This is a genomic window from Rhizobium sp. CFBP 8762 (genome assembly GCF_014841565.1).
Taxonomy (GTDB): Bacteria; Pseudomonadota; Alphaproteobacteria; order Rhizobiales; family Rhizobiaceae; genus CFBP-8762.
In genome coordinates this window covers 150,955-169,394 of sequence record NZ_JACYUD010000005.1, presented here as the reverse complement: position 1 = coordinate 169,394, position 18,440 = coordinate 150,955, and the positions used below count along the sequence as shown (strand labels likewise).

At 55.8% G+C, this 18,440-nt stretch carries 19 protein-coding genes and 1 tRNA gene; 15 read left to right on the top strand and 5 right to left on the bottom strand.

Annotated elements, in window-relative coordinates; translation table 11 throughout:
- The first annotated feature begins 167 nt into the window (after nucleotides 1–167).
- The 12 genes from IFT84_RS13130 to IFT84_RS13075 all read left to right on the top strand — a co-directional run bounded on the left by IFT84_RS13130 (nucleotide 168) and on the right by IFT84_RS13075 (nucleotide 12,210).
- Entirely contained in the window at nucleotides 168–479 is a 312-nt protein-coding gene (locus IFT84_RS13130) for a winged helix domain-containing protein (protein WP_192120068.1), read from the top strand.
- Nucleotides 476–661 (top strand): hypothetical protein, encoded by a 186-nt coding sequence (locus IFT84_RS13125; protein WP_192120066.1) that lies wholly within the window; start codon nucleotides 476–478, stop codon nucleotides 659–661. Before IFT84_RS13130 ends, IFT84_RS13125 begins: the two co-directional genes overlap by 4 nt.
- A gap of 91 nt (nucleotides 662–752) precedes the next feature.
- Entirely contained in the window at nucleotides 753–1,412 is a 660-nt protein-coding gene (locus tag IFT84_RS13120) for a hypothetical protein (protein ID WP_192120064.1), read from the top strand.
- Nucleotides 1,413–1,520: 108 nt separating this feature from the next.
- Nucleotides 1,521–3,170 carry a DnaB-like helicase C-terminal domain-containing protein gene (locus tag IFT84_RS13115; protein WP_342212872.1) on the top strand — a complete coding sequence of 550 codons (1,650 nt, stop codon included), beginning with the start codon at nucleotides 1,521–1,523 and terminating at the stop codon, nucleotides 3,168–3,170.
- Nucleotides 3,163–3,441: a hypothetical protein gene (locus IFT84_RS13110; RefSeq protein WP_192120062.1), complete on the top strand. Its 279-nt coding sequence runs from the start codon at nucleotides 3,163–3,165 to the stop codon at nucleotides 3,439–3,441. The genes IFT84_RS13115 and IFT84_RS13110 overlap by 8 nt, the downstream gene beginning before the upstream one ends.
- A gap of 109 nt (nucleotides 3,442–3,550) precedes the next feature.
- A complete protein-coding gene (locus IFT84_RS13105) occupies nucleotides 3,551–3,799 on the top strand; it encodes a hypothetical protein (protein ID WP_192120060.1) in 249 nt (82 codons plus the stop codon).
- Entirely contained in the window at nucleotides 3,799–4,467 is a 669-nt protein-coding gene (locus IFT84_RS13100; RefSeq protein WP_192120058.1) for a hypothetical protein, read from the top strand. The genes IFT84_RS13105 and IFT84_RS13100 overlap by 1 nt, the downstream gene beginning before the upstream one ends.
- Complete coding sequence (locus tag IFT84_RS13095; protein WP_192120056.1) at nucleotides 4,467–6,641, top strand: hypothetical protein; 2,175 nt, start codon at nucleotides 4,467–4,469, stop codon at nucleotides 6,639–6,641. Before IFT84_RS13100 ends, IFT84_RS13095 begins: the two co-directional genes overlap by 1 nt.
- Complete coding sequence (locus IFT84_RS13090) at nucleotides 6,638–9,655, top strand: hypothetical protein (RefSeq protein ID WP_192120054.1); 3,018 nt, start codon at nucleotides 6,638–6,640, stop codon at nucleotides 9,653–9,655. Before IFT84_RS13095 ends, IFT84_RS13090 begins: the two co-directional genes overlap by 4 nt.
- The gene (locus IFT84_RS13085; protein WP_192120053.1) at nucleotides 9,652–10,023 is read left to right on the top strand and encodes a hypothetical protein; all 372 of its coding nucleotides are present in this window, start codon (nucleotides 9,652–9,654) and stop codon (nucleotides 10,021–10,023) included. The genes IFT84_RS13090 and IFT84_RS13085 overlap by 4 nt, the downstream gene beginning before the upstream one ends.
- A 310-nt stretch (nucleotides 10,024–10,333) precedes the next feature.
- The gene (locus IFT84_RS13080) at nucleotides 10,334–11,236 is read left to right on the top strand and encodes a macro domain-containing protein (protein ID WP_192120050.1); all 903 of its coding nucleotides are present in this window, start codon (nucleotides 10,334–10,336) and stop codon (nucleotides 11,234–11,236) included.
- Nucleotides 11,227–12,210 (top strand): DarT ssDNA thymidine ADP-ribosyltransferase family protein, encoded by a 984-nt coding sequence (locus tag IFT84_RS13075; RefSeq protein ID WP_192120048.1) that lies wholly within the window; start codon nucleotides 11,227–11,229, stop codon nucleotides 12,208–12,210. Before IFT84_RS13080 ends, IFT84_RS13075 begins: the two co-directional genes overlap by 10 nt.
- Nucleotides 12,211–12,736: 526 nt before the next feature.
- Here IFT84_RS13075 and IFT84_RS13070 read toward each other — a convergent pair.
- Nucleotides 12,737–13,504, bottom strand: a complete 768-nt coding sequence (locus IFT84_RS13070; protein WP_192120046.1) for a hypothetical protein — start codon at nucleotides 13,502–13,504, stop codon at nucleotides 12,737–12,739.
- Between the two features lie 151 nt (nucleotides 13,505–13,655).
- Nucleotides 13,656–14,015 carry a helix-turn-helix domain-containing protein gene (locus tag IFT84_RS13065; RefSeq protein ID WP_342212876.1) on the bottom strand — a complete coding sequence of 120 codons (360 nt, stop codon included), beginning with the start codon at nucleotides 14,013–14,015 and terminating at the stop codon, nucleotides 13,656–13,658.
- Between the two features lie 2 nt (nucleotides 14,016–14,017).
- On the opposite strand from IFT84_RS13065, the gene IFT84_RS13060 reads away from it, so the two are divergent.
- Genes IFT84_RS13060 through IFT84_RS13050 form a run of 3 tightly spaced genes read left to right on the top strand, consistent with a single transcriptional unit; the run spans nucleotide 14,018 to nucleotide 15,456 of the window.
- The gene (locus tag IFT84_RS13060) at nucleotides 14,018–14,350 is read left to right on the top strand and encodes a hypothetical protein (RefSeq protein ID WP_192120044.1); all 333 of its coding nucleotides are present in this window, start codon (nucleotides 14,018–14,020) and stop codon (nucleotides 14,348–14,350) included.
- 42 nt (nucleotides 14,351–14,392) lie between these two features.
- Nucleotides 14,393–15,232 carry a hypothetical protein gene (locus IFT84_RS13055; protein ID WP_192120042.1) on the top strand — a complete coding sequence of 280 codons (840 nt, stop codon included), beginning with the start codon at nucleotides 14,393–14,395 and terminating at the stop codon, nucleotides 15,230–15,232.
- Complete coding sequence (locus tag IFT84_RS13050; RefSeq protein ID WP_192120040.1) at nucleotides 15,229–15,456, top strand: hypothetical protein; 228 nt, start codon at nucleotides 15,229–15,231, stop codon at nucleotides 15,454–15,456. The genes IFT84_RS13055 and IFT84_RS13050 overlap by 4 nt, the downstream gene beginning before the upstream one ends.
- Here the strand turns inward: IFT84_RS13050 and IFT84_RS13045 are convergent.
- The 3 genes from IFT84_RS13045 to IFT84_RS13035 all read right to left on the bottom strand — a co-directional run bounded on the left by IFT84_RS13045 (nucleotide 15,453) and on the right by IFT84_RS13035 (nucleotide 18,392).
- Entirely contained in the window at nucleotides 15,453–15,935 is a 483-nt protein-coding gene (locus IFT84_RS13045; RefSeq protein WP_192120038.1) for a hypothetical protein, read from the bottom strand. The two genes, IFT84_RS13050 and IFT84_RS13045, sit on opposite strands and share 4 nt — an antisense overlap.
- An 867-nt stretch (nucleotides 15,936–16,802) precedes the next feature.
- Nucleotides 16,803–16,889 (bottom strand) — tRNA-Leu (locus IFT84_RS13040).
- A 78-nt stretch (nucleotides 16,890–16,967) separates the two neighbouring features.
- Nucleotides 16,968–18,392, bottom strand: a complete 1,425-nt coding sequence (locus IFT84_RS13035) for a phosphomannomutase (RefSeq protein ID WP_192120036.1) — start codon at nucleotides 18,390–18,392, stop codon at nucleotides 16,968–16,970.
- Between the last annotated feature and the right edge of the window lie 48 nt (nucleotides 18,393–18,440).

Sequence of the window (18,440 nt, the reverse complement as noted above, 5' to 3'; positions counted from 1 at the left end):
GCAGACCGGGCTCTAAACATCAAAGCTCTTGGCAGGGCGCTTGATAGGCAGAACCCTACTGAAATCCCCTCGCAAAGTCTAGCCGCCCGAATGCTGATGTATCGGTTTCGGTTATCCCCGAACCACGCGCGCGTTGTGTGCGAATTGGCGGGCATAGGGGGTGCAAAATGAACGCCCCGGTCACAAAAATGACTGTCCGCGTCTTGCCGGACGGTGACACAATGACGGTAAAGGGGCGCGCTGCTTGGGCGCTGAAAAGCCTCATTCTCGCCGGTCGCGCCGGATGCACACCGATCGATAACCCCGCGCCGAGATGGAGCCACTACGTGTTCCTGCTTCGTGGTCTGGGCCTTTCGATTGAAACCATCCACGAACAGCACGGTGGGGCCTATTCTGGCAACCATGGCCGCTATGTGCTTCACACGCGCTTACAAATCGTTCGTGAGGACGTTTACGAGCGAAAGGCTCGGGCAGCATGAGCGCGCCCGTTTCCCCCGATCCGGTAACCAGCGCCGCAAGATGGCTGGCACAACAGGACAGTGTGCCGTTAACGGTCATTGGCGACTTGAAGGCACAATATGGCCTCTCGGCTCGCCAATGCTGTGAGGCACTTGCCTTGACCCATCGGTTTCGGTTTGCGGGAGCGCAGGCCGATGAGTAGAAAGCCATGGTTCAAATTCTACGGCCCAGATTGGCGCTCGGAAATCACGCTTAAGCGCGTGTCGAGAGCCGCACGGTCACTTTGGCTGGATTTGGTCTGCCTCATTCATGAGGGCGGTGACGGACGCCTGCATTTCGATGGAATCAACCCTACTGAGCGGGATATTGCAGCCGTGCTTGGAGACAATCCACGGACCATAAAAAAGCTTCTGGCTGAGCTGGAAACGGCGGGTGTGTTTTCAAGGGATCAGCATGATTTCATCATTTCTAGACGTGTTATTCGCGAGCTAGAAAAGGTTGAACGAGACACACGAAATGGACGAACGGGAGGTAACCCTGCCCTGTTAAACAAGGACTTAGCCGAAACCGGGGTTAACCCCTCGGTTAAAGCCCATATTCCAGAGGCCAGAAGCCAGAGGCCAGAAGATAAACAACCAATCACCAACTCACCCGGCGTTGTTACCGCTGACGCGGTGCCGCCGCGCTATGCTTTCGAAGGCAAAACCATCAGGCTCAACCAAAAGAATTTTGACCAATGGGTGCAGTCACACCCAAACCTTTCGCTGATGTCGGAATTGTTCGCTCTGGACGAATGGGCAGGCCAACAGAAGGCGGCTGGCAAGAGCTGGTTCAGCGCTGTGGCTGGCGCTCTGGCAAAAAAGCAGCGGGACTTCAACGAGCGAGTTGGCATTGCCAAGGCCAACCGTGAAGCAGGAGGCAGCCCGCGCGCCCGGCCTGATATGCGGATATGAAAACACCTAACGAAATTCTATCAGCCCACGGCATCCGGCTTAGACGCGTTGTGAGCGGCAATCAGAAAACCACCTGCCCGCAATGCTCGGCCACCCGAAGAAACAAGCGTGAACCCTGCCTATCGGTTCAAATCGGCGCGACCGGCGTCCGGTTCAATTGCCACCATTGCGGGTTCCACGGCGGAGATTTTTACGATGAACACACTCGGACCAGCGGGCATACAAGCATTTCAAAACCGGCAGATAGACCCGGCAATCGCAAGTCATTCCGGAATCTATACCGGTAGCAGCGCCACGGACGAAAACGGCGAGAACACGGTTATTCCCGATCCGGCTGGCAACATCATCGTATTCCCGTTTATCGACGGCGGTAAGGCTGTGGGTGCCAAATACCGGGCCTCTGGTAAACGGTTCTGGCAGCAAAAAGGTGGGCGTAAAACCTTCTGGAATGCCGACTGCATGGACATCGAAGCCCTGCATGACGGGCGTGAGCCGCTTGTCATCGTTGAGGGCGAGATTGATGCGCTGACAGCGATTGATTGCGGTTTTCGTTGCACGGTTTCCGTTCCCGATGGCGCGCCGCCGGTACGCGACGGTGAGCGCCCCGAGGATCTGCAAGACGTTGACCCGGAGGCGGACGCACACGGCAAATTCGAGTTCGTTTACAACAACCGGCATCGGATCAAGGCAATCAAGCGGTTTGTCATCGCGGTCGACAATGATGGGCCGGGAAAGCGGCTGGCGGCTGAATTGGTGCGCAGGCTGGGCGCTGCGCGTTGCTCATTCGTGACCTACCCAGATGGGTGCAAGGATTTGAACGATGTTCGGATGCAGCACGGCGTTGATGCAGTTGTTCGCTTGATCCTTGAAGCCAAGCCCTACCCGGTCAAAGGCCTCTATCAGCTTTCCGACTACCCCGAGACGCCGGAGCCAGAAACCTACTCCACCGGTTGGCCGGACCTTGATCCGTATCTGAAAGTTTGGCTTGGAGAATTGCTTGTGATTACCGGCATTCCAGGGCACGGCAAATCGACATGGACCCTCAACCTCTGCACAAACCTTGCTCGACAATACGGCTGGCGCATTGCCATCGCATCGTTCGAAATCCCCACGGTGCCTGCGCTGCGCTACAAACTGCGCCTCGCCGCTACGGGCGTGGAGGCCAAGCTTTGGACCCGCGACATTGTCAGCGAGGCAGATAGGTTCATTCAGGACCATTTCACATTCATTGATGCGGACCCCACAGGGGAAGACGATGACGATATGACCTTGGAATGGTTGCTTGAGAAAGCCGCCGATGCAGTCTTGCGGTTTGGCATCAAGGCGTTCGTGATCGATCCATGGAACGAAGTGGAGCACGCACGTCCGAAGCACGAAAGCGAGACGCAATACATCAACCGCGCATTGCGCCAGATACGCCGCTTTGCGCTGAAACATCAGGTTCTCGCCATCATCCTTGCGCACCCGACGAAAGACCTTGGCAAGGGCGGCGAGGCGCGCACGCCAACACTATACGACATCGAAGGTTCGGCAGCTTGGTACAACAAGCCAGACCACGGCGTGGTGATTGACGTGCCGGACCCGGACGCGAGGGAAACCGCTGTATGGGTCAAAAAAGCCCGCTTTTCATGGTCCGGCCGCAAGGGTGAAGTTACCCTGCAATATCTGCCTGAGATTGAGGGTTATCAGTCGCTCTACGGTCTAGCGCCAGTCTGGAAAACGACCAATCCAGTCAGCAAGGGGGCGCATCATGCATAGTAAACCGATCCTGATGCGCCCAGACGAAGCCATGCCGATCAAGCGCGCGGCGAGCCATGCAGGCAAGCATATCTGCACAATCCGGCGGTGGGTGGAGCAATACGGGATAGGCCGACAATCCGGCAAACACGCCACGGTCGAGGTCACCCGGATTGGGCTGGATATGGTCCTGCAAGGTGATTTCGAGGCGTTGGAACTGCTACGCGCTGGCGAGCGCAATCACCCGGACGTAGTGCGATATTTCGATTTTGCAGGTTTGCCCGCGTCTTGACGGCTTCCGATGCTAACAAACGCTAACATTTGAGTACATTTAGACCGTACCCCAACTTGGAGTTTTCTGGTTTGCTCCTGTTCAGAACTTTACAAGAACAGGATTTGCTATGTCAGTTGTTTCTATCAATCAGAACCAGGATTCGGAGCGCATTGTCGCTGTGATGCTGAACGGCGGGCGGGTGACCTACGGGTTTCGTTCAGCGCTGTTTTCCGCCTCGGCCCGTGCGGGAATTTCAATCAACGAATACGTGCTGCAAGCCGCCGCTGAAAAGTTGGCAGCCGCTGGCGCTACCTTCCCCGGTTTGTTTTCGTCGGGCGATTGCCGGAATGACGCAACTGCGCGGGGGGCGATGTAATGGGGTTCTTTTCTGAGCTTTTGGGCGGCGACGCCGGTAAGGCAACGAAGAAAGCGGCGGTCAAAAACCAAGGCTTGATCAATGCATTCGACACTAAGGGCCAAGGCATCATCGACACCGGTGAAACGCGATCCGAAGGCGCGCTGAACAACGCGTCATCGCTGTTTCAGCCGTATGCAGATACCGGCATCGGTGCGAACACGATGTATTCGAATGCCCTCGGACTGAATGGCGCAGATGGCAATGCCGCCGCCACATCGGCGTTTCAGGCTGGGCCGGGCTACGAGTTCGCGCTCAATCCGGGAACGCAGGCAGCTTTGCGCGGTGCGAGTGCAGCGGGCTCACTTGCCAGCGGCAACACACTCACGGCCCTGTCACAGTTTGGGCAGGGCCTTGCCAATCAAGAGTATGGCACTTGGCTACAGCGATTGCAGGCGCAGGCATCGCAGGGGATGCAGGCAGCCGGAAGCCAGGCACAAACCCAAACTGGCTTGGCTAACCTTTATCAAAAAACGGCCGGTGACCGACTGGGCTTAGGTGCAACCGTTGTGCAGGGCCTTACAAGCAGCAACAACCAGCTTGCCCAAGGTCAGGAAATGCAGGCCAAAGCCAAAAGCGGAATGCTTGGGAACCTTGTCGGGCTCGGTTCGAAGGTGGGGTTGTTCTGATGGTTTCTCTCCCCTCACTGGTCAACAGCACCGTTGCAATCCCGGACTATGATGGATCCTCTTGGCTATCGAGCTTGGGCGATGCTTTGAAGCAGTCCAAAGACAAAGCCTCCCTCAAAAAATCCGCTGATGGATTCATTGCCGTTGAAATCGACAAACAGCCAGCACCCGCACCCCAACAGGAAGGAACGTTTCTTGGCCGCCTGAAAGACAGGCTTTCAGGAACCGCGCAACCATCAGCCGCTATTTTGGGCGGGCCGGTATTCGGGCGGCCACAGCAAGGACAGAGGCCCGGCAACTTCCTATCCCAGTTCGTACCACAACAGGTTCAGCAGCCCATGGGTATCGGTCCAGTGGGCAAGGTCGAGCGGGCCGCATTGCCATCTGGCGACATCTACAAAAACTTCATTGGTACCGTACAGGCTGGCGGTGTTCAAAACCCGTACGCTTTAGCTGCAATCGCATCCACCGGCAGCCGGGAAAGCGGGTTTTCCGCTGACAAGGCAAACGCTACGTGGTCGGACCCGAGCCAAGCAGGTGCAGCCGGTACAGCAGGCGGCATTCTGTCATGGCGCAATGAGCGTCTACAGAACCTCTATCGGTATGCGGCATCGAAAGGCGAACAGCCCGGCGGTATCTCGCCGCAAACACAGGCCGAATACTTCTTGCGCGAAGACCCGGCGCTTATCCAGAAGTTGAACACCGCCGGTAGCGTCGAGGAAGCACAAAACTTGATGAACAATGCATGGCGGTATGCAGGCTATGACCGGCAAGGCGGTGAGACAGCGGCCCGCATGGCGCGCGCTAACGCCTACCTGCCAGAGTTCGCTAACAGACCAGCTCAGGGGCAGCCACAGACAGCCGCTGACGCGATTGAAGCGATTGCGCCGCTGAATGGTGCGCCTAAGCCACAATTCGCGCCTCAGGCCTACGCTGAGCAGCCGACCGCATCGTCCACGCCGGGCGCGATATCGCAGCAAAACTTTGATGACCGTTTCGGCCCGGTGCCGCTTCCGAGCGAAACCCATGCACAGGGCGTCGACGGTCTCCGAGCTGGCTTGGCGCAGCAGCCCGCACCAACGCCCGCCGGGATTACATCGGCTGCGCCAGCGACCTACGCTCCCGCACCACCTGCACCAATGCAGCAGAACCCGCAGGCGCACATGGCGGGAGCATCGGGGCAGGTCAACATGCCTGACTATCAGCAAATCCCGCAAGGCAGAGTATCGAAGGAAACGCTTCGCTACATGCTGTCGGACCCGAACCTACGCGAAATGGGCATGAAGCTCTGGCAGCAGAACGTTACAGGCAGCTCAGGGTCACAGTGGAGCTTTGTGCAGGGTAAAGACGGTACTCTGTTTCGCGCAAATCAGAAGACAGGTTCGGTCGAGCCAATCGGCAACTTTGCGAAGGGTGCGGGCGAGGAAGAATGGGGCCTTAATCTTGTTTACGGCAAAGACCCTGCTACCGGCAAAACTGTCGTCGGTCAGGCGTCCAAAAGTGGCAAGTTCAAGCCCGTAGATGTCCCCGAAGGCTTTCAGGTCACGCCGGGAACATCGAGCATCGATACTGGCACCCATATTATAACCCGTGACAGCAAGACGGGTCAGACTATCAACACTGTCACCAAAGAGAACCGGCAAGAGGCCGCAGACAAAGCGAGCGGCACAGTTGAAGGTCGTACAGCCGCCGAGCGTGCCGCGTCGGCATCTGGTGATTTCCAAGCCGCTCAAAACAACCTCGACCTGATTGAAGACATCAAGAAGGATCCATACCGCCAGTTTGGTACCGGCATGACTTCTATAATGAATCGAGTTCCCGGAACCGGCGGATACGACTTTAATCAAAAGGTCGAGCAAGCCAAGAGCGGCGCATTCTTGACTGCTATCCAACAGATGCGCGGACTTGGTGCGCTGTCGAACTCAGAAGGCCAAGCGGCCACGGCCGCTGTCACCCGTATGGACACGTCAATGTCCGAAGAAGGCTTCCTTGCCGCGCTTGACGATTACGAAAAGATTGTCCGCCAAGCAATGGACCGGGCGAAAGCAAACCTGCCCTCGCAGGAGGCAACAGAAGGCAGCGCGCGCGGCCCACGTCCAAACGGTGCCGCCGGGTTCGATTTCTCAAACATGAGCGACGAACAACTGAGACAGCTGGCAGGAGAACAGCAATGACCCCTGATGAAGTGAAAGCCGCAGCCCGACAGGAACTTATTCGAAGAGGGGCAAAGGCGGAATTAGAAAGGCGTGCCTTGGCCTCGCCCCAGCCAGAGCAAGGCGACGGGATTGCCCTGAATGCGACCGCCGGTCTCAATTCGGGCATTTACAACACGCTCGGCGCGCCGGTTGATCTGGCACGCGGGGCAATCAATCTGGGCATTCGCGGAATCAATGCCGCTACCGGTGCAGACCTGTCCACCATCCCATCGGACTCGTTCGGAGGGAGTGAATCCATTTCCGGCATGTTCGGCGCTGTTGGTGTGCCTGAACCGAAAGATGTCACGGCAGCAACCACCGGTGAGCGCGTTGCACGCGGCCTGGGCGAAGGTGTCGGCTATACCGTCGCACCGGAAGCGGCTGTATCCGGTCTTGCGCGTTCGGGAGCATTCAATCTTGCCCCTCGGGTTGGTGACGCAGCTGGCAAGTTGTTCGGTACCGGCGCAGGCATTGGTTCAACCGTTGCAAATTCCGTTGTAGGAGGCGCGTCAGGCGCTTCTGCGACGGCGGCTATGGAAGCAGCACCGGAGCCGTGGAAGCCCGTTGCTGGGCTTGCTGGCGGCATGGGCGGCAGTTTCGTCGGTGCTCTTGCTGCATCGGTTCCGGCTGCGGCGCGTGGCGTCGGCCGGTTGGCTTCCGATTTCGCCGCCCCAATGACCAATGCAGGCCGCGAACGTCTCGCCGGACAGCAGCTTGCCGATGGCGCAACCGATCTGAACTTGACCAAATCCATTCTGAACGAACAGCCGGAAAATCTTGTCGCTGGTTCGCAGCCGACGACATTCCAGTTGACGGGTGATATGGGTCTCGGCGGTTTGGAGCGTGAAGCACAGACACGCGCACCCGAATTGTTCAACCAGCGGCGCGCAGACCAAAACATGGCACGTGTCAGTGCGGTCGAAGCGGTACAGCCGACCGGCGCGCCTGAGCGCGTTGCAACGTCTGCACGCCAGTTCATGCAGTCGGTAACGGATCGGGCCGAAACCATCTACAACACCACGCTTGAACGCGCACAGGAACGCGCTCGGGGCCTCGGCGAGGGAACCAATCCCAGCCAGACCGGCGATGTCATGCGCCAATCCATTGAGGATGCCCGCAAGGCCGCGAAGTTTGAAGAACAGCGCCTGTGGAGCGCAGTGGACCCAGACGGCACACTTGCACTGCCAGCCTCAAACGCGCGCAAGTATGCAACTGAAACCGTTCGGACCATGCCGAAGTCTGCCAAGCCCATAGAGGGCGAGGAAGCGGCCATGTATCAGGTGCTTTCGCAGTATGGTGATGTCATGCCGTTCAGCGAAATCGCAGCGCTGCAATCGCGTGTGAAGGCTGGAATGCGGGAAGAACGGCTTGCGAACGGTGAAAGCCCGGCCTATCGTCGCCTTGTGCAATTGAATAACGCCGTGGAAAACGATATTCAGGCAGCAGTGGCCGGGAAGATCGAATTTGAGACCCAGGCCGTCGCTCGGGGTGAGATGTCTTACGACGACACCCTAATGGCAAACATGCAGCGGGATGTTAGTGGCTGGTATGGCGAACGACAAGCGGTCGCAGGGAATACGGACAGTGGAACGAGTTCTGGCGGATATGGCCGAACCGGATCGTCTGCCATTTCTGGCGTACGCGGAGCAACAGGCAAAACAGCGCGGGGATCTGGCTTACCTGCGGGCAATCCGGGAATATCGGAACCATCTATCCTCCCAAACTTCGACGCCGGAGCCGCAGGCCGACTAGGCGAAGCACGAGACGCAACACTCGACATTGCCAATCGTTTCGACAACAAGACGCTCGGGCCCATGCGTAAGCGCCCGTCTACCGTGTCGCCCTATGACATGGCATCTGCAAACGTTCCGGGCCGGGTGTTCTACCCCGGGGCCAAGAGTGCAGACGCAATCACGGATTACCGGGCGGCCGTTGGTGATGAAGCCGCCATGCAGCAGTTGCAAGACTATGCCGTTGACCGCCTTCGCAACACGGCTATGGAGCCCAACGGCACGCTTAACCCGGCCAAGGTGGAAAGCTTCCGCCGCAGCCATGCCGACGCTCTACGGGCCTTCCCCGAGCTCGACAGGCGGTTTTCCGATGCGGCGCAGGTGTCGCGCTCGCTTGGTGAGGTCGCAGCTCGTCAAAAGGCCGTGGTTGACGATGCTAATCGGAGTCGTCTTGGCGCGCTCATGAACCTGTCCGATCCGCAGGACGTGACCCGCACCATCGGCGGGATTTTCCAGCGGCAGGACTCGGTCCGCGAGATGGCAAACGTCCGCCGTGCCGTGGGTAATGATCCCGAAGCCATGAAGGGTTTGCGCAAGGCGGTTGTCGATCACATCACCAGCCGTTTTGTTGGCAATACCGAAGCGGCAACAAGCGGACAGGCTCAAATCAAGTCCGACCAGTTCCAAACGTTTGTTAAGAACAACCGCCCGGCGCTGTCGGCGGCTGGCTTCTCACCGGAGGAAATCGGGGTCATGGAAGCGGTCGCAGCGGACTTGCAACGCGCCAACCGATCGATATCGGCAGTCAAGATACCCGGCCAGTCGAACACGGCTCAGGACACGCTCAAAATCCAGAAGGGCGACCGTGTAGGGACCGTTTTCAGCAAAATACTGCTTGCGGTAGGTGCAGGTCTCGGAAGTGCGGGCGGAGGCATGATTGGGGCCGCTGCGGGCGCAATGGGTAGCAAGGCAATCGGGGGCATGCGCGAGACCGGTATCGAAACGGTCAACGACTTGGTGGCCGATGCACTGCTAAACCCGCAACGGGCCAAGGTTCTCTTGCAGAAGGTGCCTGTGCGGCCTGATGAGGGCGTAGCGTCCTACCTCGGCGGAATGTACCGGCATTCAGTCATTCCATCGGCTGGCGTCGCCACAGCGCCGCGTGAGATAGGGCAGGAAAAGCGCAAGCCGCTTGAAATTACCGTAACGCCACCAAAGACCAGCCGTACCTTCCTTGGCGGACTGGCGGAGAGAACCAAATGAGTGACATCGACCCAGAATACATGGAACAATCGGTTACCATCACGGATGAACTGATGGCACTTGCATCGCGAATGCATACGCCGGAAGGCTTCGTAAACCCGTCCGCACTACATCAGTTTTCCAGCATCATTGCCGGATTACCCGGCGACTATGTTACCGCCGACGATGCAACGACGCTTCAAGCTTTGGCTGTCTCACTCGGGTATGCGCTATTCGAATGCGCAGGAAACCCGGACAAGGTGAGGACTATCGCAAACCACCTCATTTTGGTGGTTGAGTCCGCTGGTACGTTCATGGAACTGGCGTCCGGCGTAACTCTGAACGAGCGCCGGTTTTTCGACAACGCCCGCCCGCCCCCGTTGCAGTGAAGGTGGTCAAGAAAGCGCGGATTCATCGCTTTAGTCTCATAACGGCAATTGGTTATACGCTGCGCAATTGATCTTCGTAAGAACAAAAATCCGTGCAAAACCTAGACAAAAGCGACTGGGCATCTTGACCCTCACTCGAAAAAGCGATGCCTAAAAATTGAAATCATGGTCAAAGCGCCACCTCTACCTAGGCGTTTTTTTAATCTAAGCCAAAGTCAGGGATGGAAAAGAGTAGCGGAAATGCCTATGTTCTCATTTTATTCTCGAAGCGAATTCGGGGATATACCAAACAAAACAGGGGGGTATGATCATGCTGGTTTATCGACGCACTGACCTATTTTCATCCCCAGCGCAAACTCTTGTAAATACAGTGAATTGCGTTGGAGTAATGGGGAAGGGAATTGCAAAGGAGTTCAAACAGCGCGATCCCGATATGTTCGATGCCTACAAGCGGCTGTGCGATCAAAAGCTGCTCGCTCCGGGAAAACTTTGGTTGTGGCGTGGCGAAGATTACCTGGCTTTGAACTTCCCAACTAAAATTCAATGGAAAAGTCCATCTAAACTGGAATGGGTTGAGGCTGGCCTCAAAAAATTTGCAGCCTCCTACGCAGATGTTGGAATTGAGGATATTTCATTTCCGCGCCTGGGGTGCGGAAATGGTGGTCTCGATTGGGAAGATGTTCGCCCATTGATGGAGCGATACCTTAAACCGTTGCCGATCAATATCTACATTCATGATTACACGGTCGATGTCGGCCTGCCGGAACATTTAGAAAGCGTCGCAAGTAGTCTGAAAACTACTAAGCGAGAACTGTCATTCGAAAGCTTTCTTGCGGATATCACCCGTGCCGTCGATTTGTCTGGCGACAACTTGATCGATTTGGTGACTGAGAAACAGATACAAGCTCACATCGTTGACGAAAATCTAAGAATTGACACTGACTATGCGTCTTTGACTTTCGAGCGTGATGACCTGCGAAGTGCATGGATTCGTTTGGTTAAAGGGCTTTTGACCAAAGATAATCTTGGAGAGCCAACTGAAGGTAGCCCGCTTTTGTCGTTGTTTAGCGTCCTGCCACAAGTAAGGCCCATTGAAATTCGTCGTCCAGACGAAAGCGCGCCCGAACTCGCAGTCGAGCTCACTCCTGGAAACAGAAGCACATCAATAACGCCCCAACCCCGATCGGGGCAAATGGAGCTGTCATGGCACTAAGCCGGCAACACGTGCAGGCGCATATAGCGACATGGGCGGAAACGCTTGGGAAGTCCTACAATTCGTACCGGCATAAATGGCCGACTTACCTCTTCCACCATAGTCCGCTGCAAAATGCAGTGGAAATACTTTTATCCGGTCAATTGCGTTCTCGTAATGATCCGAACAACCCGCATCCACTCGACGTAGCTGCACCCGGCGTAATTGACGCTCGCCAAGAGGCTCATGCGTTCGTAAGGATGTATTTTAGGCCCTGCACGCCCACCCAGTATCGCATTGAAGGCATACGAAAAGCCGGAGAGGCAAAGTACGGCGACCAATCGCATGCGCCTTTTTTGGTAATGTTTGTTCTTGATGCTAAAGCTATATTGACGCGCGCTGGCACTCATTTCAGTGATAGGAACATGCAGACGGGTGGTGCGGCACACACCGATACCCATCAATTTTTTTCCTCCATCCCTTTCGATAAAGTTTACCATGTCGGCGGAACCAGCCACGACATGTCAATCATCCAACATCGGTGCGCGGAAGTATTAGCATCGTCACCGATGCCGCTGAACGAAACCCTTCAATGGATTTATTGTCGTTCGAACGCTGAACGTGAAACCCTTCTCTATCATCTACGTGGTTCCCGAATTGATTGGGCACCACGGATCATAGTGTCCGACGACTTAAAAGTATTTCAGCGAGAATACACTTTCGTGGAGACCGTACGATTAATCAGCAACGGCGTAATTTTTCAACTGAACCCGCGCTTAGACGGCGGTACAGTCGCCATTGACCTCCGCGTCACGGATGCGAAAGGCCAGCAGGTTGCCGCTTTCATAAAGGGCGATTTCCCGCCTATACCGCCCACAAGTCTGCACTGGAGACATGCTTGCGATTTGAAGCCCGGTAGATATACCGTCCAGATAATGCTGGAGGGCCATTTGGCCTATATAAACGACCTAATGATGGACGCCCCGCTTTTCTAGGCGCAGGGCGAAAGCTAAAACGGTATCCTTCACTGGTGTACAGAAAAAGCCATCCGTCCTAATTTTCTATTGGGTCTACCTCCCAAAATCAGGAAAAGGCTGCTTATTTGAAATGGCCTCGAAACTAAGCGTACCTTTCTCCAACTCATTCCGTTGTTACGATCTGCGTATACCTCAAGGGGTATGCAGATGCGTCCAAGTTTGAACATAGCGTTTGATCAATGAGGAGATCCCACAATAAAGCTAAAGCTACCTACATTGCTGTAACAGCAACTGAGCTCGCCGCTTCCGTCGTTGGCGTAAGTTGAACGTAGCGTGACGGGGGGTAATCTCCCGTATCCGTAAAAAGGGGCGAAATCTGCATTCCAATTAATTGTGGTTTCTGAGATGATAACACAAACTACCGACATTCCGGTAGTGCGCTGGACTCATATTGAGCACAGTAGGTACATCACGTTTGGACAGGTTTTAAGAGAGCGAGATATCTGATAATCATCAAGGTTTAATAGCCAGAGACGACAGGACGCTATTCCAAGACGGTCCCTCCGCCCCTCTCCCAAACCGTCGCCCAGAACTGCTGACCCCAGTTGGTCTCATGTCCGTCAAGGTAGCGTGACTTGCCGAGCGCAGTACCCAGCCGCGCCATCAGCACGCCAAATTCCACGTCTCTTGGATTCGCTGCCAGCCAAATCCGGCCAAGCACATAGGCAAGCAAGGCATGGAAGAGCGTGATGCGGGTCGCCTTCTGCTCATCGTATGCACGTGGCCGCATCTCGATGACCGCGTGCATATCCGCGCCAGGCTCGTTCGTATCGGACAAGCGGTGCAGGCGAAGCTGCCATTGCGCGAGGCCGCGACTGTAATGCGCATAAGGTTGAACCGCGCCAGCGAACTCCCGCATGAATGTTGACCATGGCTCGTTCCAGAGACCGGATCCGTAATTCGACCACAGATTCGCTTGCAACCACACGCGCAGTTTGCCCGGCGTCAAGCCATCCGATTCCCATCTAAGCAACGCCGCCTCGGCATCCGGGTGTCCACATACACCTAGTTCAATGACACTGATTGCCTCTACGCATTGCCGCGTCAGGGCGAGAGCATTGGCGTGCATTCCATCACGGTTTGCCTGATTTGCCAGCAACAGCGTGTCAAGAACGAACCAGTAAGCCAGCATCGATGACGACCTCACTTGCAGCACCATGTCGCTGGCCGTCACGGAGGCGGAGATGCGCATCATGATCTGCGATGTGGCTTCCTCGTTGATCTTAAACCAGTCTGGTATAGAGCGTGTCATAAATCTGATTTACCAAGTAACAGCGATCCCGGCCATCATCGCAATGTTGAAATTATCAAGAAGAGGCGATGTGAGTGCAATCTGAACTCGATTGGCAAGTTTAGCCCCTGCCCGATCTATCGCAAAAAGCCAGCGCCTTTCCGTGCCAGGCTTATCCATTCTTTGCCAGCCTTACGCCTGGGCCGCCTTCTATCATCTCGCTATCTCCCTGAAATACCACGCCAGCCTTTTCGAGAGCGAGCATAATCGCTTGGAGATTGTTGTAGGCCGGTATCCGTCTGCCTTTTTCAAAATCGCGGATTGTTGACAGGCCCAAGTGTGAAGCTTGCGCCAGTTGTTCTTGTGACCATTCGGTGAGGCCGCGCGCGGCTCTGCATTGTGCGGGTGTAATCATGAACTCTGGATAGACCCTGAAACAAAAATTGTCAATATTCAACGATAACCGTTGACCAAGAGCGTTAACAAATGATAAACGTTGAATATTGACGATAATCGTTGTTTTGAGGATCACCAATGTTCAACCTCTCCCAGATCATGAAATCAGCATGGGCACACTATCGTAACATCCATGAGCGGTACTCCCCGATCCAGTTCAAGCGCGGCCTTATCGATGGTTCGTTCTCCCGCTGCCTGCGCATCGCATGGCGTGAGGCAAAGGAAGCTGTGGAAGCCGCCGCAAAGGCTGCAAAGCTGGCAATCATCATGGCGGGCCCGCGGGGCAACACACTACGCGACCTGCAAGCCGCGCTGATTGAAGTTCAATACCTGTCGTTCCGTTACCGCGCCACCGACCGCCGGGCCGCGTTGGAACAGGAAATCGAAACCCTAATATCGCAAGCGGCCTGACCCCCGGCCCGCCTATACCTATCCCAGATTGGAGAATACCCGATGTCGAACGTTGTTCAGGCAGCCGCCGAAGGCATACCCGGAAAATACCCTGTTGGGAGTTCGCTTGCTGAGTTGGTCGCATACCACGCGCCCATTCGGCAAAGCATCCTCGCAATGGATGCACAGATTACGCACCTCGGCAATCAGCCCGATGCGCCGCCGATGGCTTGCGTAACCCTGTCAGAGGTTGACCCCCGCAAATTTCGGGCGGGTATGTCGTTCAACACGGCATCGGCAATCGACGAACATTTTGATACCGAAGTTCACAATCTAAGCGAGTTGACCTCGGACCGGCCCGCAGCCCACTACCTTGAACGGCTGAAAGTTCTCAACGGCTGGCGCAAACATGCCCACGAGTTGTTGGCCGAACGGCAAGGCGCATATGCAGCGTGGGAAGCATCATCGGGCCTGGAACAGCTCCACGATGAGTTCGACCGTCTTAGCGCGTTGGAAAGCGATGCAGATGAAGCCATTCTACGGTGGCAATGCCGGACGATGGATGAAGTGCAGTTGAAAGCGCGCCATATCCAGACAGCCTACAATGGTAAGCTGTCGAGGAACTATCTGAACATGGTGATTGACAGCCTCGCCAATCCACCTGTTGCGCAGCCAGTTGGTGCCCAGCCCGTTGTTGCGGCGCCCGTCGTCTCAGACCCGGCCATAGACAAGATGGATTTGGCTATCGACCTGCTTCAAATGACTTGGCTGGCAGTGAACACGGACGGCGGCCCCTCGGATAGCGACATACGCTCTTTGAGCAATGCTGTCGCACACGTCATTGAAATCTTGACGCCGGTTCGAAGCGTGGTCAACAGGCTACATCAGGAGGATCAGGCTTGAACAACGAAACGACAGTCACCAATCAGGACCTTGAGCGGTCCTATGAAACGCTGGCTCTCTTGGAGGTGTGCCAGTTCGCGATTGCCAATCTTGAAGAAGCCGGGGGTGCCGCCTCACAATTGAGCGGGAACATAGCCCATTGCATTCGCCTGGCTGAACGGTTGGCAAGCGGAACCCATAGCGCTCTTGAACGCGCTGTACGCAGTTGTGGAAATTCGACTTAGACCCACGGGAAAATCAAGGCAATGATGCTCTTCAAGAGGCGTGTAATAACCGGAGGTATGGTGGGGACGGCTGCGCTGTCTGTTAGTGAGAGCGCCATTTGAACCACACCTACTATGAAACAGAATAGGGAAAAAATAGCTATACCGAGTGCCACGCTGGCATATCGGTCTCCTGTCGACCATTTGATCTTTGTTGGATTATGAAGGTGGTTAGCGTACGACTGATTTGCCTTGTAGGCAGGTATACAGGCCAAAACCGCCAGTCCAGCGCCGGATGCAAACCAAATTAGCGAATGGGTGGCGACGTTAATCAACGGCACAAATTCAGGTCTTAGGGAAGAGCTGGTAGCAGTGCTGCCAACGAATGCGAGTAACGCAACACAAGCCCCACCATTTAGCAGCAGCAGACCCTTGAGGCCTTGATCTGCGCTTTCTATGGCCGCAGCTTCTAAAGTTCTCCGTCTATCCTCATCCACCATTGCGCCCCCAACAGGTTACCGGTGTGCACCAGCGCACTACTCAACATTCAATTAACGCTTCCAGCAGAGCAAGTCACCATGACCGACAAAACGGAAACAGCATTAAACCATATGGCTGTTCCGCCCGCTAAAGGGGGGAGGACCTCGGGGTTTACGCAAGCACAGGCCGACATCATCTGCAAACGAATAGCGTGCGGGGAAGCGCTCGATCGGTTTGCTCTGACAAGATTATGTTTGCTATCTGTAACTTGAAGTTTTCGGAGCAATACGCGCGTACGCGCGAGGGAATGAGCTGCGCATGGCCCTGAGAACGCTCGCTGCGCTTCCTGAACAGGCATGGCGTAGTTTTGTGACCAATACGCGCGCGCACGCGAGGCTACCTTATCTTTATCCCTTTGCTCCCCTTCAAAGCCTTCCTCAATTTGTCCTTAAAATCGGTTGCTACGATATCGCGCGCCTTCTGCTTCACCTCGCCCCAAGTGCCGAACTGCTTTTTGCAAGTCGAGCAATAAACAGGCGAGTTATCGTTAGATGGGTCGTCAACTTCTGGTGAAGTATGACACTTAGGGCATTTGAACTGAACTGTAGCTTTGCTTTTTGACAAATGATTTCCTCCGACAATCAAGCTCGAGCTTCTTATCAGGGGTAAGCTTTGTCAACGCGCTTTGGTGATTGGTTACCAGCGTGGTTTCCACCCAGGTTACCACCCCCTACGCGCATGATGGCTTCCAATAAGAACGAAAAAGCCAACTGGCGTGCTAGGAAACCAATGATTTCCACCGAACGCGTTAAGGTGGACTACGAGGGGGATTGATAAATCAAAGAAAATGCTAACGACATGTTATCATTAGCTTTTCTTGAATGGAATGGTGCCCAGAAGAGGACTCGAACCTCCACACCCTTTCGAGTACCAGCACCTGAAGCTGGCGCGTCTACCAATTCCGCCATCTGGGCGACGAGGCGGTTTCTAAGGGGAGGATGGCCTGCTGTCAACAGGCTTTTCCAACAAACCTCAAGAAACCGAAAATAATCTTAGGCTTGCGGTTTTTCCCAGGCCGCAATTGTCTTAAGCCCCTGCGAAATCAGCGCTTTTGCAGCATCCTCCGTTTCGGCTTCCACATAGCACCGCATCTCGGGGGCGTTGCCGGATGGACGCAAATGAATGATGCGGTCATCGGCCAACGTTACCCGCAGTCCATCCAGATCGCTGACCGATTTCACCGCACCAATCCCGCTTAAAAACGCTGACAGATTGGCAGGGCTGGCGCGCAGATGCGTCATCAAGGCCCCGCTGGTTTCCAGCGGGAAGTTCTCAAGCCGGTCGCTTAAGGCGATAGGAAGCGCAACCGATGCCGCAACCTCCGACAGCGGTGCACCCTGCTGTACGGCTGTATAGAGTGTCGCCAGTACCGGCAGGAAGCTGTCGCGGGTTGGCAGCGCGGCCACGCGCCTGCCGTTGACTTCAAACACACTGGCCGTCAACAATCCGCCATTGGCCTCAAAGCCCATGACCCCATCCGTTTTGGCGTCCATCATGCCGGAGATAACGTAGGGTGAGCCAACCCGCGTCCGCACCACCGTCAACTCCGGCGAACGCTCCAGGCCGGAATTGGAGGTAATGGGAGTAACCGCGACCTTCGCTTTCAGGAAACGAGCGGTGATCAGACCGAGGAGATCGCCACGCAACGGCTCACCGGTTTCATCGGTTACCAGCGGCCGGTCGCCATCGCCATCGGCGGACACGATAGAATCAAGCGGCTGCTCCTTCGCCCATTGCTTGAGAAGAGCAATGGTCTCCGGCGAAACCGCTTCGGTATCCACGGGAATGAAGTGTTCGGAACGCCCGAGCGGCACCACGGTCGCTCCATAGGACTGAAGAACGGTTACAAACAGATCTCTTGCGACAGTGCTGTGCTGGTAGACGCCAATGGTAAGGCCGGCCAAGGCGTTTTCTGGCAAAAGCCCTGAGTTTCGCTCGATGAACAGTGCCTCGACCGTGGATTGGCGGTCCTCGGCCTGCCCTTCCTGCACGGAAACGGCATCCTGATCCGCCATCAGTTCCTGCGCGAGCGCCGCGATTGCGACTTCATCTGCCTTGTCAATTTCACCGTCGGGACGGTAGAACTTGATTCCGTTGCGGTCTGCCGGAATGTGGGAGCCGGTTATCATCAGCGCCGCGACCTTCAACTGCAACCCGTAGAGCGCCAGTGCCGGGGTCGGCACTGTACCGCAGTGAATCGGCACCAAACCGCTGCGCGACAAGGCACCGGCCACCACGGCGGCGACCTCGGCGCTGGAGTCGCGAAAATCCTGCCCGATCAGAATGTCATCGCCCTGTTTCGCCATGCCCGTCTGCAACAGGTATCTGGCAAAAGCTGTCGCGTAGATCGCGCAAGCCTTGCCCTTGAGATCCTCAGACAATCCACGAAGCCCGCTGGTGCCGAATTTCAAGCTCATTTTACCCTCGTCGGTTTCTGCATGTGTGTTTATGGCAAGTCGGTCAGT